The sequence below is a fragment of the Chromobacterium fluminis genome (assembly GCF_011602385.1).
Lineage (GTDB): Bacteria > Pseudomonadota > Gammaproteobacteria > Burkholderiales > Chromobacteriaceae > Chromobacterium > Chromobacterium fluminis.
Genome location: NZ_JAAOMA010000031.1, coordinates 13,554 through 37,666 on the forward strand (window position 1 = coordinate 13,554; position 24,113 = coordinate 37,666).

The following is a 24,113-nucleotide window of genomic DNA, read 5'->3' on the forward strand; positions in this document are numbered from 1 at the left end:
TTGTATGGAAAGGTTGGTATGGAAAATTTGGTGAGTGGTTGCCGCGGCGACTTCTCGGCGTGATTGTCTAGAGACAGTATTTGAAGAGGGCCGAGGTGAGGATCTCTCTCCCCCGGATTTCGATTGGGTATTGAGTTAGGAGACTGACGATGGGCGCCGCTTTCGATATGGATACATTACTCCCCTTTCCTGCCGATGTTGCTGCAGTATTGCGGAGCCTGGGTTTCGAGTCGGTATATGACATCAATATGATGGAAGCCGACCGCTTCCGGCTGGATTTTGATGTGCGCCTGAATGGCTGCGCGGCGGCTATTTATACTTATGCCCAAAGACAGGTTGCATTGTTGGACAACCAGTTCCGCCAGAATCTGATTCCGTTGATGGGTTCGAGCGCTAACGATGTGCTTTCTTATTCCTCCGGGCAGGTCGAGCAACTGCAGCAGAATGCGGTACCGCGAGTGGCGCGTTATCACGAACCGCTCTACCAGCAATTGTTTGATGACAAGGAAGAACGCTGCGTGGAACCTGGAGCGTTGCAGTCGCTCGATTCGCCGGTGTGCTACCTCGTGTATCTGGTGACATTATTGCGGGGGGTAAGCGGCGGGGAAGCATTACGGCGGTTGGTAGCGCAACGGCCCGATCTGACGCAATTGTTGTTGGACGAGAGTGCGTTCAAAAGCACGCTGGCCAGTAGCGAACTGACGGGCGAAATTCTGATTGATACCCTGGACGCTATTCTCGCGGCATTGCCTCAATCTCGATATCACAGGGCGGGAGGGCACGTAGGGGCTGGCGAAGCGGTATACCGCTATCTGGCAACGCAGGCACGTTATCCGCTGACGATGCCATTTGACGAGGCGATGCGCCGTATCGAGCTGGTGCTTGCGCCCTCCGGGCATGTACTGGGCGATGTGATCAGTCAACTGGGGGTGGGTTATCGGCAAGCAAACCCAGTCGAGCTTTCGCTGGACGCCCGGCGCAGGGCCGAGGAGGTTTACAGTGGGCTGAGTCCCGAGCAGATTTCCATTATTACGGGGCCAGCGCCAGATAGTGCTGTGCCCTTTAACGTGGTGATCGATGAAAACGGCCGGTTCGAGGAAAGCATTACGCCGTCGTTGATTCTAGACGGGCTGTGGCCAACCTTACGCGTTAATAGCGTGAGTCTCGAGGCTCAGGTAAGCCAACCATTTGTATGTGCATCGAAAGACGGCTCTACAACGACGGTGACACTTAGATGGTCGAGCAATCAGGCGGACGGTGTTCGCCTTGACAAGCCTGAATTTGCTCAGACGGTCGATAACCGCAAAGTGTATTGGGGAACCAGCACGTGGTATGCACGGCACGATGGACTCACAGCTGACCAGGTCGCTATTACGATTGGCGTACTGGTGATAGGCAGTCAGGCTGAAGCGAGCGTTCGCAACGGTGCACTCTCATCCAGTCGAATGGCACTGGAGGCCGATTTTGGCGTCGATGTGAGTCAAGCCACGGCGGTGCCGATGCGCGTGCCGGTGCCGATGCTATGCCAGGCAGCGCAAATATCGCGGGAGGAGCTGGAGGCGTTTTACGCCATCGGTAACGACAGGCCATCGGTATCCGTCCACGTTCCTTGGAAACTCCCTGATCGAGAGGCCCTGCCAGGACTCTACGGCGCCAGCTTTTTGTGGGGCGGCCAGGCAATTTATGACCGTGCATACCGTCCCGGCACTATCGATGCCGATCAATTAATTTGTACTCCATTTCAACTGGATAACCTGCAACGTCTGATCAGGCTTAAGAATCACCTGAACCTGCCGGCGGGACAACTGGATATGCTGCTGAACGCGGCGTTGCATGCCGAACATGTCAAGGATGTCGGAACGTTGCCGGTGTGGTCACTGAGTTCAAGCACGTTGCGTGCGTTGGGCATGTTCTTGCGCTGGCGAGACGCCTATGGCCTGGACGCCGAGGGTGGCGCCGCGCTGCTATTTGAAATTTCTCCTTATGCGCGTGTCGGGCAGGCGTCATTGCTCGACAGGCTGTTACGGGAGGACGAGGCCTGGGAGTTAAACGACAAGGTGTTGAGCGATGGTGACAAGGCGATGCTGGCCCGCGCATTCCGGATACCGGGCAATAAGCTTGAGGACCTGGTCAAGCTGCTGAAGGCCGCAAAAAATGGGGCAGAGGTGATCCGCTCGCTGTCCATGTTGTCCGCGCTCTATCGGCCGGTCCTTGTCGCGCAATTACTAGGGATCACGGTGGACGATTTGCTGGCGTTGTTGCAACTGCTCGGCGGGGAGGCAGTGACATCGACCAGTCATACTCTGTTGGCGCTGCTGTTTACGCCAAGTATTCAGAAGGAACACTACGATACCCTGGATCTGCTGCTAACCCTGGATCAATGTGTGCAGTGGTGCCAACAGAGCCACTGTGCGTTGAGCGAGTGGGTGGCGGTGGCCCGTCCGGCCGATCAGGGTGTTGACCGCGATAAGAAGTTGCGTGAGGCGTTGAAGGGGGCAGTGGAGCCATATGACATCAAACAGGTGCTATTGCGGGCAGGTCAGGAGGGTGACGGGAGTGGCAATAATCTCGGCGAATCGGACAGGAATAATGACCAGCTTCTCGATGGGATTATTACGACGTTTAAGCTGGAGTCATTGGTTCCGGCAAAGCATGCCAGTCCCCGCGTGGATAACAAGATATCGGAATTTTTGGATTTGAATCCTGCGGTGGCTTCGCATCTTCAAGTCCGCTTCCAGGCGGCCGCTTCGGCGGTGGCGAGCCAGACTGGATTGTCGCAGGGAGCGGCCGCAATCCTGACCAGTCATCACGCCGATTTGCTGGACCAGGCGCTGAAGGACGACACAATATCGTTGACCCCGTTGTTTATCAGTGCAGCTGTCGTTGGTCGCAATACTCTGGATGAGATGCAGTTGCTGCCGCTGACTGTCGGGGTTGAGGGACTGGGTTTCGAGGCGGGCCATGCCCTGGCGGACTGGCAGCGGTTACTTGTGTTGTGCGATTACGCACAACTCGCGCAGGCGGATCCAAGGCTTTCGCCGCTAGCCTTGTGGACCTCTGGGAAGTATGTCACCGCTGATGTGTGCGAGCGGGTCGGTGCGGTGATTGGCGATACTTCCCTGGCCCGGGCACTGATTGTGAGCGGGTCGGAATCGGTCATTACCAAGGTTGCCCGCGTGCAACGTATGTTGGGTGTGAGCGAGTGGACCGGCTGGTCGGTGGCTGATCTGAATGCGTGGCTGTCGGGACAAGCGTTGCAATGGGACCGGCGGTGGCAATTGAGTCTGAATTGCGGCCCGCAGTCCGGGCCGGCGGCGGCGGAGCTGGATGCCCGCTTCAGCGAAATCAGGGCCGCTGCGTTGCTGGCGTTTTACAAGGCGATTTGTCGCCGCTTCACGATCCAGTACCGGCAACTGGGGTGGAGCCTGGCCTATCGGGAAAAACAGCCGGAAACGGTCGATGTGGCCAGTACCCTGTTGATCGATCCGGAGATGACGGCGAAAGTGCCGACCACGAGAGTGGCGGAAGCGATCGCAAGTTTTCAGACGTTCATCCAGCGGATTGCAGAGGGTGCCGAAACGGGATTGGCATTGACGCCTGCGGAGCTTGAGCGCTGGCAGACCAACGATAGCCGTTATGCGATCTGGGCGGCCAATGTCCAGTTGCGCTGGCACCCGGAGCAGTATGTGAATCCCGCCGCGCGGATGAACAAAACGGACTTGTTCCGGCAGTTCGAGACACGTCTCGCGCAATCGCATTTGGACCGGGACGCGGTTGAGGGGGCGCTGAGAGAATATCTGAATGGCTTCGAAAAGATCGTCAATTTGGATGTGATCGGCGGTTACCAGGATGGCCTGGATCAAGCCAGCAGCACGATGTATTTCCTGGGACGCAGCAAAAACGCACCTTATGAGTATTACAGTCGAAGTTGGGGAATCGACGGGGCGGGCATGCGCGTCTGGAGCGAGTGGAGCCGAATCGATTTGCCCAGTCTGACCAATGCTACTCCTGATGCCGACAGCGGGGCCGGGGGGGCGGAGGCAGCCTGGACGAAGCGGTTTGGCGATCTGCCCGCATGGCAAGCTGTCGGTGACGGGAAGCTGTGGTTACCCGTGCAAGCGCGGCTGGTGGTTACGAGCGGTCGCCTGTATTTCGTTTGGATCGAGTCGAGAGAGGTGAATGGCCATTCGCAGACCAGTATGTCGGAGAATATGAAGGCGACGACTTCGGTCAAGGCGTATCAGTATGTGGTGAGCGTGATGTATCGGCGCCTGGGAGGGGGCTGGAGTGCACCGGTCGAAGTATATAAAGGCATTCCGACCTTGAAACCGGATGCCTCTCCCCCTCATCTGGCGGCGTTTTCTATTCTCGAAAATGCGGCGGTGTTTCCGGAAGAAGTATTGAACCACCCAGCACCGACGGGGGACCTGCTGTTCATCGGGTTGCTCGGCGAACCATTTTCGTTGCCGCGCACGGAAGATTCTAAGCCAGATCCGCAGGTAGTGGCGTGGCAGGAGGCCGGATATAACATCAGCTTTCCAGCAGGCAAGCCGGCGAGTGTCCCGGAGCCGGTCGCCGAGAAAGTTAGTGGTGCGACCTACTTGTTGCTGGATTCCTTCCTGAGTGAGGTGACCCGGAATACGCTGTGGGGCGAGGCGGACTCCGCGAACCGACCAGGGGTGGCGAAATGGGGGGGCGATCACGTTCTCGGGCGCACGATCCAGGGGTTGATCCTCAATTCATATCGCTGGATTGTGCGAGGCAAAACAGAGGATCCGGCGAATCCCGATGAATACTTCTATTCGACCGGGGTGGCGACGCCCTGCGTGCCCAAATCGTGGCTGCTGGAGCGGCGTTACATGCAAAACCTTGGATCGTTGGTATTCGGTCCAGAGATGACGGTAACGCTAGACGTTGACGGTGCGGGCCAAACCGGCCGGGGTTCCTATGAAGTGATTTCGAAGGTGGCAGTATCGGCAACAATGTTGGCCAAGGTCCCATCGGACCGGAAGCTGGTTCATTTTCTGGAAATCAATGGCAATAGCCGCTATGCGGCAGTGAGTTCCGGCGACGATCGCCTGTCCATGTTCCTGGCCTTCGACAACGGCCTGTCGCCTTGCGTCTCGAGTATCAAGCATGGTTTGGTGCTGGTTGCTAAGGCGGCTAGCAACGTGGTGCTCACAGATGGCGTGGACGATGCATTGATCGAAACCGGTGTGTTGACGGTCGCGCGTGGCGAACTCCAGACAATGACGGCCGATATTCGCGAAAACCGGTTGGGCGTGCAATTTCTACTGACCCGAAAACCCGGTGCCCAGCACGTAGAGCCGTTGGAGTCCGATACCCCGGCGTCCGTGATTGGGATCAATGTCGCGCCGCAGGGCGTGGAAACTCGGTTGCTCACGGGGGGCAAGTTCAAGCTCCTGACAAATGTGTCGGATGCGAATTTCGGTCCGGCTCTGCAGGAAGAAAAAGACTGGATGGCGGCCACGTACTGTGACGGCATAGACGGCCAGCGGTTTTCACCGTGGGCCTATAACCTCACGCCAAAAGCAATCAAGGCGGGCGTACACCTTGCGACCAAGTGCACGAAGAAAGAGATCGCGGAGTTGAAATTGGGCGCGGGGCAAACTTTATATGCGAGCGATGCTACTACCCAAGTCCATAACGTAAAAGAAATTTCAGGCGACGCTGACACCGTCTACTTGGTTCAAGCCGTTGATCTGAGCAACTTGACGCGGGCGTCTTCGGAGCCTGAATACAAGAGTATCCCGCAGCCGACGGGAACGGGCGGGACCTTGTCGCCGATGCGCTTCGAGTTCCATGCGTTGTCGGAAGGCGAAAGCGGCCAACCATTTACCGTGCCTGGGGTCGGGCTCGCTATCTTGTCAAAATCGATGCTGAGCCGGTATCTGGCGAATTTGAAAGCGCAGACCCCTTTCGTGAAGGAGGATTGGGGCTGGCTGCCGGCGGAGTTCAGTCAGGATGTGACTCCGGCATTGCTGAATCGTAGTTTCAATCTGGCCTCCGCCGACGAAATGTACTTTGCTGTCAAGATCGATCAAGCGAAGATCAAGGGTGCACTCGACAGCAATACCAAACGATGGGTGGGTTGCAGTGTGTCGGTGTTGTCGATGTTGTCACCCGGCGATGGCTATGTACTGGGTTTGAAGTCTGGGGGGGCGGCGGAGAAGTTTTCGCTGACATCAGGCTCAGACGGATCGTCTTTGTCAACGGCCGGGTTTCATTGGGAAAATAACCGTATTTATCTGGATGCGCCAGATGATCAGGCATTGGATAAATTCCTGAAGGAATATTCTCACTTTTTCATCGTGCTGCCGTGGATTGCCAATGATTTCAAGACTGCCGCGGATACTGGCCTGTTGTTCACTCTGGCCAACGTATATACCAAGGTGGTGGTTGGCAAGATCAGTTGTAACGTCGCGCCGCTGGCCCGTAGTGTCGTGACTTCCTCATGTTCGCCGGCCGTCGTTCGGGTGGGAGAAAGCGCTCGGCTGAAGGTTACTGTGGATCTGAGCGCCGAGCCTGAGCTGAGTGACGCGGCGCATTTGACTATCGCATTGGGGAATGCATTTCAGGTTGGATCGCCGGCGGTGGTGCCGGCCGGAACCGTACTGCCGGCGGCGGGTGCCATCGGCGGTAACGTTACACTGAGCCATTTGCGCGATAAGGCCCGGGTGCTGGATTTCAACATTCCGGTTCAGGTGCGCAGTGTGCCACCTAGGAGCGCAGCCCTGCTGGCCACTGTGACGGTAGAAGATCGTCAATCGGCGCAGCGCATGACCATTGACACGCCCCAGGTATTGCCTGCGCAAGGTATGGAATGGCAGTGGCGCTTCGGGGCGAGCTTGGATCACCTCACCAACGTCGATTTCCAGCAAGCCATTAGCACTAACGATTTGCAGTCGACGTTCCTGTTGGCTGCATTCAATGTATGTCTGGGCAGCTCGGCGTACCAGCGAGGGAACAAAATCACCTTGACCCTGGTTTTACCAGACGGGTTGCTGGCCAATACGACGCAGTGGGGCGAGGTTAAGTCAAAGTTTCCGGATATCGTCAAGTTGACGAATGATTGGGACAAGTTGAATGACGGTAAGCTAGTCGTAGTCAAAGACCTGATGCTGACGGAGTCATTTCAGACGATCCTGGTGCCATTGACGTTGACGCCCGACGCCAAAGCCGCAATTGACAACAAAAAACCGTTATTCTGGAATGCCGTTGAGGCATGGGTGAGTTCGTCGGATAGCAGTCCGACGACACTGGAGAGCGCGTTTTTTAAACAACCCAAGGTTGGCCTCAAGGCTAATTTGAGCGCTGTTTGCAATCTGCCAGACCTGAAAAACGTACCGTTAGGCCAAGCTTTTACTGATGACTTAAGGATTCTGGTGGGTGATGCCGACACGAAGATCAAAGAAGTCACATTCGAATTTCCCAAGAGCTGCCAGTCCATATTTCAATCAGCCACATTGATTGATCCAAATGGGAACACCACTGCCTTAAGCGGTCAGTTGGAGAAATACCAATTTCTGACCTTTGATTTGAGTGGAATCAATTTGCTGGCGTCCCAACTCTACACCTTGCAGGTGCCACTGCTGGCTCAGCCGCTCGAGGCCAGTGCCAGTGTTCAACGGAAAAACAAGGATAACAGAACTCAGTTTTCCGTAACGTTCAGTGGCGAGTCTGCGCCCGTTATCGTCAAGCTGGACAGCATTCTCGAGGTTCAGCCCATTGTAGAAACGAGCATCGTTGTACAAAACGCCGATGGCACCCCGCTTGACGGAAGACAGCTCTCAGTCGGTTCAACGTACCGTTACCGGATCGACGTCCGTATGAGCGAGGAGGATCTGCGAAAACAGGTGGGACAAAGCGTGGACCTTACCCTTGTTCCGCTGGCAGGGTTGGTGATGACAATTAGCGTGTCGCCGACGCTGAAGATAATGACAACCCCAAAGCCAATCACTACCACTTTGCCGACTTTGACGCAAAGCGCATTCGACGCGATCAAAGCAAGATATCCGTCCGTCAAGGGGTACCCGCCGTTTGGAACAATGGCAAGCAAGGGTTTCTATGTGAACGACGTCGGGCAGCAATGCATCATCTTTACCTTGGTGCAAGCTGGCGGCCTCAATGGGACGGTGGAGCTGCCGTTCGACGTTGTGGCAGAGGGGGATTGCTGGGCGGCGGTGTCGGTAAAACCTCCAGCGCCTGGTCTGACAAGCGACGTAGCGAGTTATCACTGGCTGAGCCTGGCGCCGGCGACCCGATATTCGGCGCCCCTGCTATCCTTCGACAGCGCGAGACTGCCGTTTAGCGATCTACGTTTCTCGCACAACGAACTAGGCAACGCGTTTTCGGATCCGCTGCCGCTGCCGCGGCCGATTCCGATGGGGGACGGCAAGCCTGCCCGCCGGCCATTGGACACTCTGATTCGGCTCAACACCCAGTTTGGGAAGGACTTGGCGCGCATCGCGCAACGCGATGGCGAAGCGGTGTTTGAATCGGCCACGCAGGAACACCGTCAAGCGCCACTCGAAAGCAACGGCGAGCCTGAGCTGCTTGAAAAGGACAGCGCAAACCTGTTGTACTTTTGGGAGCTGTTTTTCCATGCCCCCTTCCTGATCGCCTATCGCCTGAATCTGGAAGGGCGTTATGAAGAAGCGCAGAACTGGCTGCGGCGGTTGTTCGAGCCTTTCCCGGTGAGCCGCGGTGTCACGAAGCCAACCGATTATTGGCGTTGCCGGCTGCTAACGGCGCAATTCCGTTTCGTACCGCTTGCCGAGACATCCGGTCCGGTGGACCCCGATGCGGTCGCTAGCTATCAACCGGTGTATTACCGCAAAGCATTGTTCTTTGCCTATGTGAAAAACCTGATCGACAAGGGCGACAGCTATTTCAGGGAGCTCACGCGAGATGGTGTGAACGAAGCCAGGCAATGCTACCTGCTGGCGATGAGCCTGATGGGCGAACCTCAACTGGTGAGCGACGCACGGATGTGGCAGCCCTGCACGCTGGACGAGGCAAGTAAAAGGTACGGGCGAGGCACTGCCGACCAGCCGTGGCAACTGTTTTACATTCCGCGCAGCCATCTATCTCAGCAGCTTTGGGAAAAATTGACGACGCGTCTGTACAACTTGCGTAACGGCTTGACGTTGGATGGCAAGCCGCTGTCCTTGCCGCTGTACGACCAGCCGTTGAATCCGTCGGAGTTGCTGGCCGCGCGTAGCGCAACGGCAGGAGGCGGCGCTGCGGCGTTGCGAGGCAAGGTCAACGTGCCGCCGTTCCGCTATGGAGTGATGTATGCGCATGCCTCAAGCGCTGTCGACACGCTGGTGCAGTTCGGCACGACACTGCTGACGGTGATCGATAGGCAGCAGGATCTCCAGTTACAGAGCTTACTGTTGCGCCAGCAGCAGGAAATCACCCAGTTTCTGGTCGATATTCAGGCCGATACCGTGCGCTTGAGTGCGGCGAACCGTAAAGCGATGCAGGCTGCGCATGATGCCGCAGAGACGCGTGCGGAGAAGTTGAAAGCGTTAATCGAAACGGATGTGTCCAGTGATGAAATGCATGCGTTGCAGTTGCGCAGCAATGCCCAAATCGTCAGTGCGACGAGCAGTTCTTTACGGGCCGTGGCGTCGGGGCTGGACGTGGTTCCGAGAATTTTCGGGTTTTCCAATGGCGGAGGGAGGATAGGGGCCATTCCCGATGCGCTAGCGCAGGGATTGCTGGTAGCTGGCGACATTCTATTGTCTGACGCCGCGAATGCCGAGATAAGAGAGCAGTATCGCCGACGCAAACAAGAGTGGGAGCTGGCCAAGCAACAGGTTGATGGCGAAATCGATCAGTTGAAATTGCAGCTCGATGCCGACGCGATCCAGGCGCGGATCTATGAAAAACAACTGGCTCAAACGAAGGTGCAATTGCGCCAGTTTAGCGAGCAGGCTGCGTTCATGCGGGCGCGCTTTACGAGTGAAGCGCTTTTTCAATGGATGATCGGGCAGGTTTCAGCACTCTATTATCAGGCTTATGACACGGTGTCGTCTCTTTGCCTGTTGGCACAGGAGGCTTGGCGCTACGAGATGGGCGAGTATGATGGGAGCAGGAATTTCTTCCAGACCGGTGGCTGGAATGATGTGCGCCGTGGCTTGCTTGCGGGCGAGACATTGCGGTTAGGGTTGTTGAGAATGCAGCGCGAGTATCTCAGCCGGGCCGAGCGGCAATTGGAGTTGACGCATACCTTTTCGGTGAAAAATGCGTATGACGGATCGAAAGGGCGCCAGGATGGGGATTGGCGCAAAGAACGCCTTGAGGCGCCATTGAAGGGGTATAAGAAAAGAAAACCAAAAGAAAATCAGGGAGGCATCGAGGTTCAGTGGAATGGTGACGATTTCAAGAATGCGCTGGCTTTGACCATCCCATTCGCGGTCACGGAAGAGGACCTGGCGAAGCGTTACCCGGGACACTACATGCGGCAACTGGTGGCCGTGTCGGTGACTTTACCTGGCTTGGTAGGGCCTTACGAAGACGTGTGTGTAATGCTGGTGCAGAAAAAAAGTCGATTCGCGTTGAAGCCGACCGAGGCAACATTCCAGGCAATGTGTAGCGGTAGCCAAACGGCGCCAGAGATCGTTGAAAATGTGCGCCCAGGTCAGGTGGTCGCGTTGTCTTCAGGTCTGGATGACAGTGGTCTCTTTGTGCTCAATTTTGGTGATGACAGGTTATTGCCTTTTGAAGGCAATGGCGTGGTCGGCGAGTGGGAATTGAAATTTTTCAATCCCTACAACCCGTCGCAATGGCGTTTGCTGGATTCACTTTCCGATGTGATCGTCCGGTTCCACTACCGCGCCAGGGACGGCGGTGAGGCTTATGCGGCCATGGTTTCTAAATACTTGTTGACCAAGGGCATATTCGGATTTACTGCAACAGAAAATTCGTAATGATCGTACCCCAGGAGGGGCTCGCAAGGTTCACCTGCTCCCCGGAGCAGGACCATACCAGTGGAGTTAGACATGCGTTATTTTGAATCAAACAAGGTTGTTTCGAAGCTGTCGGGAGCTTTGGGGGCGCGTCGCTGGTATGGGAGGGCGCGCAGGGTAGCTGGCACGCTGCTATGCAGCGTGGCGATGATAGTAACCATGATGCCGGTCCGGGCCGATCCGTTGGAGGGTAGCGAATATGAGATAAAGACGCTGCCAATGCGGACGTTTACGTTTTTTCAACGTCAACAGGTGGTGTTTTTTCTAATTAAGAAATTGACTGACAGGAACGATGCATATCCGAGTTTCTTAAAAGTGTGTGATGGTGAGCGGTACGTGGTAGGTTATAAAGAAGAGGGGGGCTATGCCGTTGCGGCGAACAGGGATAGGCCACTTATCTCGGTCTCGCCCAAAGGGGATACCGTAGGTGATGGATACGCTTCCGGTGTTTACCGTTCGATTAAAAAAGGCGACGAATTAATAGTGCGTGTGCCAGTCAGATTGACAACGCCTGAGCTGACTACCACTTCGGGGAATAAATTCTCCTTGGGTATTAATGATATCCATCCGTTTGATAGAACCTGCCGAGTCGCAGGTAATCTGCCAACGGTTTTGGAACAGATTAAGTACGATACCCTATCTGATGAGGACGCCACGCCTATCATCGTTCCGCTTGACTGGAAGGAGCAGAGGGTCGCATCTGACTCGAGCTTCATTGCCAGCGTCAGGATACTGGGCGCGCTGAAGGACGATGTCGTCAAATGGAAAGGCAGTGATGGTGCTGATGTCTTGATGACAATAGGGGATCCTATTTTGGATCGGGTCGATCACAGCAATATCGGCTATAGCTATACGGCCAAGATAGCGATGCCGACTAGGTTGGATTACCATGCTTCCGTCGAATTGTCGCGCAAGAATAAGATAAAATCGCAGGAGCAGGTAATTAGCAGTGTTAATGATGAGAGTGCCGATTCCATTGGCAAGAAGCCGATGCTGGACGTTCATGATTGCAATCCGAAACAACGCTGTACGCTGACCTGGCGTGCAACCATCCCTTACCGCGTGACGCCCGATCTCGGTGTGAGCTTGTCGGCATTCAGAAAGAATGCTGAGCTCGCGAAGAAGCTGCCGGAAGAAATTTTTAGCCTGGATCATCGTAGTGCATGGCAAAATCATCATGACTTTGGCATGACGGGCCCCGGATTGCTTCCGGCAATCAACCGCGTGTATTACCGGGGTAATAATGATTCGTTATTGACGCATGATACGGTGATGCCGCACTCAGGCGACTTTACCCTGATGTTCGAACCGGTTGGTGGTCTATGACCATGTTTGCCGGCAGTTCGAGAGGCGAATAATTGGGAGCCGTGCATGAGTCCAAAAATATGAGCTATCCGATTTGAACATACATCTATCGGTTCACGGTAACTGAGAGAGACGTTGTTTTACCTGTGTCAAGGTTGAAAACCCGATTTCAATTCAGAGAGGCATTATGGCCACCTCGGAAAACATCGCTGAGCTGTGTCAACGTACCCCTCTGCTGCAGGTGATTGGCAACCGGGGCCAAGTTGTACGCGTGCTGCAATACAACCGCTCGCCTGGCCAAGGCGTGGAGCTGGATGAGCGGGTGACGCGGCAAACGGTGAGCGCTCTCGGTTATCTTGATAGCCAGATTGACCCGCGGTTATTCGACACTCATGGTGCAACACCCAATCTGCGCTATGGCTTGTCCTTGTCGGGTCAGACGCTGCGTACGGATAGCGTGGATGCAGGTCAACGTTATCAGTTGCCGGATATCGAAGGCCGTCCGTATTGGAGTCGTGACAGTCGCGGCCAACAACATCAGTTTCATTATGATCAGCTAGGTCGTGCCAGCTTTCTCATAGAGCAGCAATCAGGGCAGATGGAACGGGTTTGCGAGCGTTGGCAGTATGGCGAAGAGGTTAATGCGGCAGGTTGCAATTTGCGTGGTCAGGTGGCGGTGCACTACGACACGGCCGGCATGCGGCGAGCGACGGCCTACAGCCTGCAAGGCCAGCCTTTGTGCATCAGCCTGCAATTGTTGTCGTCCGATAGGCAGGACAGTGATTGGCCGCAGTCAAAGCAGGACCAGTGGCCGCGGCAATTGGCGGGACCGGCGTATGTCACCACATGGGGTTACGACGCGTTGGGAGGGCCGATCACGCAGCAAGATGCGCAAGGCAATATCCAACAGTCACACTATAACGTGGCCGGGCAGGCGGCAAAGCTCACATTGCTACGCGCCGGCGCCAGCACACCTATTGTGCTACAAGCGATCGATTACACCGCATCGGGACAAAAGCTGCGCGACACCACGGGCAACCAGGTGGTGACTGACTACCAATACGAAGCGCAAACGCAACGTTTGCAGCGAGTAACAACCCATCGGCCAGCGGGAAATGGCCCGACGCTGCTGCAAGATTTGGTGTATGTCTACGACCCAGTGGGCAATATCCTGAGCGTGACCGATGAATCCAAAACCATCCGTTATTTTGCCAATCAACAAGTGGCACCCATCAGTCGCTATGACTATGACGCCTTATATCAATTGGTGTCGGCCACTGGACGGGAAAGTACCGGCACTCAAGACTTGGGGGGGCGGCTGCCGGCTTGGCAACGCTTTCCGACCGATCCTGGCCAACTGGTCAATTACCACGAGAGCTATGTGTACGACCGCGGCGGCAATTTGACGGATCTGCATCATCAAGGCGCGGTGAGCTATCACCGCCGTCTGTCGGTGGCCCATGACAGCAACCGAGCGGTGTTGAGCCAAGGGGGCGGAGATTTGGCCGGGGAATTCGACGCCTGCGGTAATCTGCTTCGCTTGTCGCCAGCCGGGCAAGGCTTGCAATGGGATGGCCGGAATCAATTACGCGAAGTAATGCTGGTGGAACGGCCGGAAGAAGCGACGGATCATGAAAGCTACCAATATGACGGTGACGGTATGCGGGTGCGCAAGCAACGCAGCCGACTGGCGAGTGGCGTCAATAGGCGGGAAGAAGTGATTTATCTGCCAGGATTGGAGTTGCGTACCCGTTATGCGAATGAAGAGGTTCAGGAGCGATTGGTGGTGATCGTGTCGACTGGAGCGCGGGTGTTGTGTTGGGAGCAGGGATGGCCCGAATCGATACCAAACAACAGCATCCGTTACAGCCTAGATAATCACCTGGGCTCAAGCATATTGGAGCTGGACGAGCAAGCCAGGTTGATCACGGCAGAAGAATACTACCCCTACGGCGGTACAGCGTGCTGGCTGGCCAGGAGTGAAATCGAGGCGAAGTACAAAATGGTGAGGTACTCGGGGAAAGAGCGGGACGAGACGGGCTTGTATTATTACGGGTATCGCTATTACGCCCCGTGGCTGGGGCGTTGGCTGAATCCGGACCCTGCGGGGACGGTGGATGGGTTCAACCTATATTGGATGGTGAGAAATAACCCAATAAAATATATTGACACTATGGGTTTGCTTACCGATACGGCAAAAGCCGCAATTGAGATAAAGTATAATGAAAAGTCAAAAAAACGCGGGTACTTTTCAAAAAAAGAAAAAGTGAGAAAATTTAGTAAATGGGCATATGAGAAACATGGCGAGGGGAAGGAGGATTTTTTTCGAGCGATGGTGGAGCTGTTTGTCGAAAAGAGAGAGTGGTATGCCCCCCCAACTTCCTATCGCCCTCCGGATCCGAGGGCAGTGGCTGAAGCTAAAGCTCAGTCCATCAAGAGGGATGCGGAGCTTAATGAGGATCGTGCTGCCGTGCTTTTTTATCAGTATGCATCTCCTTCAGTTAATGCGGGAGCGAGGGAGGTTACTGGGAATTCATTGAAATCGGAGCCGAATAAACTTTCGGGAGCTATTGGTAAGGTTGAAGTGGAAAACACCCAAACCACAGGGGTAATTAATGCGATGCGCGATTTGGCCGGCGGTGGCCGGCAGCGTATTGCGAGGAGGCTGCAAGATGTAATTGGAAAGAATGCAAAAAGTAAACAGTCCGCAGGAGTTGGTCCTGCAATAACGTGGTCCGGTCAAAGAATGACACCTGATGCATTACACAAATTAAAAATGGGAGGGCAATATAAGTTGCCTAACTTTTTGTCGACCTCAGGTGAGAAGGATTTGGCTATCCGCTTCTTGCGCGGAGATTATAATCGCGACGACTTTAATCGCACAACCGTACCGGCTCTTTTTCGTATAGAGGGTATTACTGGAATGTCATTAAATTCGTCGGAGAGGGGAGAGCGTGAGACGTTATATTCATACAATGCTGCCTTCGATTTTTCTTATCAGGGATGTGTCGAGGGGGTGGATTTATTTCACCTGACGGAGAGAAGCTCGCATGGTGTTGCGGGATATTTAAGGTATTCTTGAGTGGAATTAACTTATGTGTTCGCTGAAAAGCCGTTGTTGTCTAAATTGGATTTGAAGTCAAAGGTACTCAATGATCTTGCGTTCAATCAACGCAAAGGGATTGCGCGCGTGGGAGAACCGGGGTGTCCGCTGGCACTTCCATTCATAGCGACTGCTCTTAGAGATGGCTTCGATGGCGGTATGGCACCAAGTGGGGCTGGGCGAGGCATCACGTTTTACTGGCGTTGCTCGCGTAGCAGCGATGGCTTTGCCCAACGCTTTGGACCTCGTTTGGCACCAATGTTTCTCCGGGTCGGCCGTGGCCGCCAAGGCACACGTGACTCACCTCACGGCATGCTTGATTCCGCTGGAGTCTAGTGCGATCCGTCTAACCAGCTTCGAAAAATCGGACGCGGTATTGCTTATTGAGACCGGAGACGCACTACAAGCTTCCTTACGATTGCCGTGTCAATGCAAGGCATATCGACATGGCAATCGTAAGGAGGAAGAGATTTGTACCTTGGCACCGGCCGACTGATGAGTGTCAAGTGATTCGGCAGAAACGCAAGTGAGGATAGCGGGAATCGGCACCTGTCGTCGTGCATCGGCGGTATGGATGCATGACGCCGGTTTCCAGGCCGCAATGGCTTGGTGTGCCTCGCGCCTGTGCCGCGCGTTGCGGGGGATTTTATAAGGATACCGAAACACTTCCGGCACCACTCCGGTTATCGTCTGCAAGTTGATCATGCCCGGATCTGTGCTGCTGACCTTCGAGGAGTCATTTGATCATGCAAAAGGACACGTCAGTTGCAGTCCAGAGCCTGGCGCTACCCAAAGGCGGGGGCGCGATTGTTGGACTTGGCGACAATCTGAGTCCAATTGGACCGAGCGGCATGGCGGAGCTGACCTTGCCGTTGCCGGTATCCGCCGGCAGGGGGTACGCACCGGCACTTATGCTTAGCTACAATAGCGGTGCTGGTAACGGTTCCTTCGGCCTTGGCTGGCAATTGGGCCTTATGACAATCCAGCGCCGCACCAACCAAGGCGTGCCGCGCTACGACGGCGGCCCGGAGGACGAGTTTGTCGGCCCCGATGGTGAGATCCTCGTCAGCGAACGCGATGCACAAGGCAAGACCGTGACGACCACTGTCACACAATACGGCGCGAAGGATCTCGGAAAGACCTATCAGGTCACACGGTATTTCCCGCGGATCGAAAGCGCTTTTCACCGGATCGAGCGCTGGCAGGGCGCGGACGGCCCCAACAACCCCACCGGCGACTTCTGGCTGATTCACGACGCCGACGGGCAACTCCACTGCCTAGGCAAGACGGCGGCGGCTCGCATCGCCAACCCGGCGCGCCCCGAGCAGGTCGCAGAATGGCTAATCGAAGAATCGGTCAATCCGGTGTGTGAGCATATCTATTATCGTTATGTTGCCGAGAATGATGAAAACGTCAAGGCAGCGAACGAAACGACACGCGATCACATAGCGAATCGCTATCTTGCGGAGGTGTATTACGGCAATCAGACTGCGGTGGCCGATCTATACCTGTGGGATACGCTAGATGCCAGCGGTCAGGGTTGGTTATTTAGCATGGTGCTCGACTACGGTGAACGTGGCATCGCGCTCGATATCGTCCCACCCTACGCGGTGCTGAGCGGCGGTGTCTGGCTGCTGCGAGCTGATAGCTTTTCGCGCTACCAGTACGGATTTGAGCTGCGTACGCACCGGTTGTGCCGGCAGGTCCTGATGTTTCATCACTTCGCCAACGAGCTGCAGCGGGATCATACATTGGTGCAACGCCTACTGCTGACGTATAGGGAGTCGCCCGTCGTCAGCCAGCTCACTCAGGTCCGCACGCTCGCCTATGAGCCCGACAACACGGTGCAGAGCCTGCCGCCATTGGAGTTCGCCCACAGCGAATTCGATCCTCGCACGCAAGCTGGTAGCCATCAAGTGTTCGATGGCGTCCCCGAACTGAACAACCTGACGCATTACCAGATGGTCGACTTATTTGGCGAGGGCTTGCCGGGGGTGCTGTTCCGTCATGGCACGGGTTGGCGTTATCGACCGCCGATCCGTGGCAAAGCGGACCCCGATGAGGTGGCGTATGGTGATTGGCAGACGCTCCCTGTCGTACCCGCGATGCAGCCTGTGCGTCTCGCGCTGATGGACATCGACGGCGATGGCCGACTTGATTGGCTTGTGACCCAATCAGGCATAAGCGGTTGCTTCTCACTCAGGGAAGGGAATCAGTGGTCCGGCTTTACCCCGTTCAACGCACTGCCGGTTGAGTTCTTCCACCCGCAGGCGCAACTCGCTGATTTGGTCGGCGCGGGCCTGTCTGACCTAGCACTCATCGGGCCCAAGAGCGTGAGGCTCTACGCGAATCAGCGTGACGGTTATGCAAAGCCAATCGACGTTAGTTATCGAGACGACGAACCCGGGCTGCCGATTGTCGGGCGAGACGCGCGTGAGCTGGTTGCGTTCAGCGACATGCTCGGCTCCGGCCAGCCCCATTTGGTCAGCATCAGACATGATGGCATCACTTGTTGGCCAAACCTTGGTCGCGGCGGTTTCGGCAAGCCGTTCAAACTGGCACCTCTCGACTTCGATTGGACCACGTTCAATCCGGACCAGGTTTTCCTGGCCGACCTGGACGGCAGCGGCGCCACCGATTTGATCTATATCGAGCGCGATTGCCTGACTATCTATTTGAATCAATCAGGCAACAGCCTCGCGGTGCCTATCAGGCTGCCTCTGCCTGAAGGACTCATTTTCGACAGGTTATGCCGCGTAAGTTTTGCAGATTTGCAGGGCTTGGGTGTTGCAAGCTTGGTGATTTCTCATCCGCATATGGTGCCGAGCCATTGGCGGCTAGATTTTGCTCGGGTGAAGCCGTATCTGATTGTTTCGGTCAACAACAACATGGGCGCGAGTACAACATTTAAGTACCGCAGCTCGGCCCAGTATTGGCTCGATGACAAATTTGCCGACCCGCGCCTCACATCTGCGTTGCCGATGCCGGTTCACACGCTCGCGCAGGTGGTGACGCTAGATGAAATCACTGGCAATTCGGTGACACAGCAATATGGCTATCACCACGGGGTGTACGATGGAGTCGAGCGGGAGTTCCGAGGCTTTGGACTCGTTACGGCGCAAGATGCCAAATGCATTGTTGAGGCAGACCACTCAATCCAAGCGGATGCGCCGCCACTGCTCACCAAGACCTGGTACCACACTGGTCGGGAAACTGACGAATCCACGCTTCCCGGTTCGCCGTATCACGACGCGAACGCGGTGATGGTTAAGGCGACTCGCCTCACACGATACGACACGACGCAAAAACAGGATGTGGAGTTTGACCCGAAAGGTGATGCAACAACCCGTTATTGGCTTTTTCGCGCGCTCAAGGGGATGCCGCTGCGCCAGGAGGTGTACGGGCTTGATGGTAGTGACAAAGAAGCTATCCCATACTCGGTGTCGACATCGCGTTACCAGGTTCGTCTCGTCCAAGCCGCATCCGGTTGCCCAGCCCCGGTTGTGTTGCCGAGTGCACTCGAACAAGTGGCCTACACTTACGAGCGGATCGCGGTTGACCCGATGGTCAGCCAACAGGTTCAGCTCCAGCGTGACCAATATGGTGCCGTGATTTGGCAGGTAGGCATTAACTACCCTCGCCGTCCCAAGGGTTCCAGTAATCCGTATCCGGATTCCCTGCCGTCCACCAGTTGGAGTAGCAGTTATGACGACCAGCAAACCGGCCTGATTCTGAACGAGCAGCGCAGTGCGCCGCTTCATCTCGAGAACCCACACGCTTGGTTACTGGGCCTGCCTTTTCAGCAGCGCGGCAATGTGCTGACTTATGAGGCCAGTCAGGTGCCGAGCGGCGGCCTGAACTTCGAGTTACTGAGTCAGGCGGATGGGCTACTTGGTCCGGCTCAACCTCGTGTCTACGCCGGACAGCAGCGGATCGTCTATACCCTTATGTGGCCGGCACTGGTCGACCATGTCGAGTCTGCTGAATTCGACGATGAAGCTCTTAAGGCGTTCGACGGAGTACTCGACGGCACGGCACGAGGGGACTTGTTGAAGCAAGCAGGCTATCAACTGGTGGATCGCGTTCTATCGCCCGGTTCGGAGCTGGAACGCCAAGTCTGGATTGCCTCTCGGGGTTATACCGATTATCTCCCGGCTTCCGGATTCTATCGCCCGAGCAGCCAGCGTTCGAGTCAGCTGACTGGGGCCGTTAAGTACGGCTACGACGGGAACACCTGCATGCTGACGAAGACGACGGACGCACTGGGTAACGAGACTGTCGCCCAATACGACTATCGGTTCTTGCAGCCCAGGCACATCGTGGATTTGAATGCGAACATGCAGGAGGTGCGGCTGGATGCACTTGGCCGCGTCGTGACTGGCTGGTTTTACGGCACTGAGGGAGGGCAAGAGGTAGGCTTCCTCCACGGGATGGAGTACTCACCTACGGGGCTCACTGTCGCTCTGGCGATCGAGAATGCTGGCAAAGCACGACAGCAGGTTGCCAGCATCCAGCTCGTAGATCCATTCAGCTGGATGGGACAGCTCACTCAGGAGGTACTCGAGCCTGTATCGGGCGACATACTATCGCTCTGGAGCACGTTGCAGGCGCGTGGGTTCATAACGGCCGATGGTTGGATACTCTCGGCGGGCCATCGGTGGGCAACAGAGGCGGTTACACCCCCTGACGGTCTGGACAAACTTCGCGCCTTGATCCAAGAGACTGCGCGTAATCCGGTGCGATCAGCAATTCTGGTCGCCGATCGCTATCCGTCCGACCCCGAACAACAGGTACGGGTCAGTATGACATATTTCGATGGTTGGGGCCGCACGCTGCAGGCAGTCCAGAAAGTACCCCCGGGCGCAGCGTGGCAACGTGATGCACATGGAGAACTCGTCGTCGATCGGGATCAAAAGCCCGTCACCGTCGATACCCCAACCCGTTGGGCCGTATCGGGCAAGGTCGAATATAACAACAAGGGCCAGCCAGTGCGCAGTTATCAGCCTTACTTCATCAACGATTGGCGTTATGTCGTCGATACAGCGATGCGCACGTGCGGATTTGCGGACACACACTTCTATGATGCAACCGGCCGCGAGGTCCGCGTGGTAACCGCCAAGGGCTATGTGCGCCGCACCGGATTTTACCCATGGTTTACTGTCATGGAAGACGAAAACGATACCTGGCAACCAACCGCTTGAGTTGGGTTACAGGCGAGACGGCCAATCTAGCAGGCTACTGAAGTACCGGCGGCAATGTCATCGCGGAAGGCTCCTGAAGCGCAGATGGAGGGCTCCCAGGTGTCTTCTGGAGTCATATGTGGTGCCAGCACATTCGCCGAGAGATTGTTTCCCATGCGCAAGCTGGACGACTTCGTTGTGGGAGTCGATCCAGGCGATGCTGGCGGGGGAGGGCGTGAGCACCGCAGGTCGGCCACGGTTTTCGGTCCACTTGATGGTCGATCTGTTCTACCTGAAGCACGCTTACCTCGCTCGGATCGCTTAAATTTGGAAATGCATTTTGCAGGGGAGGCTACAGAGTGCTTAGCGCGACAGACTCCAATGGAGAGCTATGATGAACCCCGCTTTTGGCACACCGTTGCTTGTTGTACGGAACAGCCGCGGCCTACAAGTACGGACGCTGACCTACAACCGTTCGTTGCCTGACGCAGAGCTCGACGAGCGCATCGAGAGGACCGTCCACGCTGCGCTGGGACACGTTGCATCCCGTATCGATGCCCGCCTGTTTAGCGCTGACGTGGAACCCAACTTCACTTATACGTCGTCGCTCTCCGGTCAACTATTGCTCACCACGAGCGTGGACGCCGGAGTTCAGCTAACGTTGGCCAATGTCGACGGCCGGCCTGTCTGGTCCCGCGATGCTCACGGCACTGTCTCCATCTTCGACTACGACCCGCTTGGTCGCCCGCTGTCGGTCACCGAGACCACCCACGGCGCAGCTATCGTGCGCGATGTCTGGCAATATGGCGAAACCGAACCGGATCCGGTGTCGCACAACCTGCGCGGCCAGTGTGTGCGCCATTACGACTCCGCTGGAAGCCTTGCCTGGTCCGGATTTGTTCTGACCGGGCAACCATTAACCGAGACCCGGACGTTGCTCGCCACTTCCGACACCGAACCTGATTGGTCGGGCGCCGAAACAGGCTGGTCAATGGTGCTCGAATCGCAAAGCTATCAGACTGACTGGGTTCGCGACGTAATGGGCTCGTGGCACACGCAGACTGATGCGAAAGGCAACGTACAGGTACAGCATTTTGATGTTGCCGGCCGGCTTGCGGCTAGTTCGCTGACGCTGACCGGCGTTGTCAGCTGCTCGGTGCTTGCGGCGATCGACTATAGCGCGGCTGGTCAGGTATTGAGCGAAACTGGTGGCAACGGGATGTTCAGCGCGTACGCGTACGAACCCGAGACCCAGCGGTTGGTACGATCGACCATCACACGTTCAGTCCAGGCCGGCCGCTCAACGGTGCTGCAGGATCTGCATTACGACTATGATCCGGTAGGCAACGTGATCGGCATGCGCGACGCTGCTCAACTGCCTACCTACTGGTGTAACCAGCGCGTGGAACCCGCGCGCACATATTCTTACGACGCCCTTTATCAACTGAGTAGCACGACTGGCCGCGAAATGGCCAACCGTGGTCAGCAGGGCACAACTCTGCCACCGGTCTGCCCGATGCAGAATGACGACACCGCTTACACGGGCTACACCCGTCGTTACACCTATGATCGGGGTGGCAATCTGACGCACATCCAGCATCAGGGCTCGCAAAGCTACACACAGTCCATCGTGGTGTCCGACCGTAGCAACCACGCGGTACTGCAGGATGTGCACGGCAGCCTAATGCCGGCCATTGTCGACGCAGACGGTTGGTTCGACGCTGCCGGCAACCAGCAGCAGTTGCTGTCGGACCGGCTGCAGCCGCTCGCGTGGAGTCGCAACCGGTTGAGCCGGGTCACGCTGGTGAGGCGCGACAGCGGCACCGATGATCGAGAGGTATATCAGTACGGCGGTAATGGCATGCGGGTGCGCAAGCAGTTGCGTCAGCAGACATCGGGGAGCACCCGTACAAGTGAGGCGATCACGCTGCCGGGGCTGACCTTACGGGTGACGAAAAGTGACAACGGGCAGGCGGTACAGGTGGTCGAGGCACTGCAGGATATCCGGCTGGAAGCGGGCCGAACTTACGCACGGGTGCTGCATTGGGATGTGGGCCGGCCCGGCGGGCTCGCTGATAACCCGATCCGCTACGGCACCAGTGACCTAATTGGCTCGGTGGGGCTGGAACTCGATGGGCAGGCGGAACTGATTAGCCGGGAGGAGTATTACCCGTATGGCGGGACCGCAGTGTGGGCGGCGCGCAGCGCCGTGGAAGCGGACACCAAGTACGTGCGTTACTCGGGCAAGGAGCGCGATGCAACTGGGCTGTACGACTACGGCTGGCGTAGCTACCAGCCGTGGCTCGGCCGCTGGCTTAATCCAGACCCAGCCGGCACCATTGATGGGCTCAACCTCTATCGCATGGTAGGGAATAATCCGGTCAGATTGAGGGATGTGGATGGTCTCGCCCCCCGAACAAATACAATAAGAAGAGACATTAAATCTCTATTGGTGGATATTGATAAAATCATTATAACGGATTTGGATTTGTTGAAAAATAATCACAAGGCTGTAAGGGAAACCATGAGTGTGTTGTTTGGGGACAATTCAGACGAGAGAAAAAATAGATGGGAGAAGGATCTTAAACATCTACAGCAATTGGTCTTGAGGCTTGATGTGGATAGAAATATAGGCAAAATGACAAACGATGAGCTTGAGACGTATGGCAGCAAAAAACCAATTGCTATCGCTGACAGCGATGAATATGCCCGATACAGCAGATATTCGTTCGCCATTGAAAATTTAAACAAAAACAAGGAATTCATTTCCTCTGGCTATTTCAAAAAACAACTCAACGAGAAAAAGAAAGATTATAGCGATGAGAGGGATGCAAAGTTTTTTAGAGTAAACAAGGAGGAATGGGGAAAGCTAGATAAGAGCAAATGGCAAATAACCCATATAACTATTCATGAACTATCACATTTGACTGCCAACACAGAAGATTACGCTTATGGCAATAGCTCACTTTCAGAGGAGGCTCTATTGCCAATTTATCAACTATCAATAGGCGAGCTACCTGAGGCCAAGAAAGGAAAAGGATTTTCCAAGATACACACCTACACACCAAGTACTTTCAAAGATATACCTTATAAAAATGCTGACACATTTGCTCATGCAACAATTTTACTTTCATATGCAGTAGCTAAAAACAATGAAAAACTAGAAAAATATAAAACCCTTATATCAAACAAAAGCTTTCAGAGAACTGTTTAGACCAATAAGAAAGTAGTGTAGCTTTATTGTACAAATCAGTCTGAGAGTGCGGAGTAGTGTGAGGGCATGGGTGATCTAGTCCCGAAAAGTACAAAACCACGAACTAAAAGCCTCCAATGCTGCGCTCAAGGTTCGTGGGTCATTGAGACCTGAACTGGTGCGGCACGCCAAGCAGCAAGCATAGGCAGGCCTTCACTCCACTTTAAAGACGTAGCAGCAAAAGAAGATATTTCTGGCAAATTTTAAGCTCATTTAGGTAGGAGATTTGTCATTGATAAATCATGGCTCACCAAAGAGCAGGCACCTGCACGTGG

5 protein-coding genes are annotated in these 24,113 nt (G+C 55.5%); all 5 read left to right on the top strand.

Annotation, left to right across the window (positions count from 1 at the left end; genetic code table 11):
• Positions 1-149 precede the first annotated feature (149 nt).
• The 5 genes from HA052_RS18800 (at position 150) to HA052_RS18820 (ending at position 23,799) form a co-directional block, all read left to right on the top strand.
• On the top strand, positions 150-10,958 hold the full coding sequence (locus tag HA052_RS18800; protein WP_166453080.1) for a Tc toxin subunit A-related protein: 10,809 nt from the start codon (positions 150-152) through the stop codon (positions 10,956-10,958).
• Positions 10,959-11,030: 72 nt separating this feature from the next.
• On the top strand, positions 11,031-12,323 hold the full coding sequence (locus HA052_RS18805) for a hypothetical protein (RefSeq protein WP_166453081.1): 1,293 nt from the start codon (positions 11,031-11,033) through the stop codon (positions 12,321-12,323).
• Positions 12,324-12,489: 166 nt separating this feature from the next.
• Complete coding sequence (locus HA052_RS18810; RefSeq protein ID WP_166453082.1) at positions 12,490-15,384, top strand: RHS repeat domain-containing protein; 2,895 nt, start codon at positions 12,490-12,492, stop codon at positions 15,382-15,384.
• A 767-nt stretch (positions 15,385-16,151) separates the two neighbouring features.
• Entirely contained in the window at positions 16,152-20,606 is a 4,455-nt protein-coding gene (locus HA052_RS18815) for a SpvB/TcaC N-terminal domain-containing protein (protein ID WP_166453083.1), read from the top strand.
• 373 nt (positions 20,607-20,979) lie between these two features.
• Complete coding sequence (locus tag HA052_RS18820) at positions 20,980-23,799, top strand: RHS repeat-associated core domain-containing protein (protein WP_166453084.1); 2,820 nt, start codon at positions 20,980-20,982, stop codon at positions 23,797-23,799.
• The last annotated feature ends 314 nt before the right edge of the window (positions 23,800-24,113 follow it).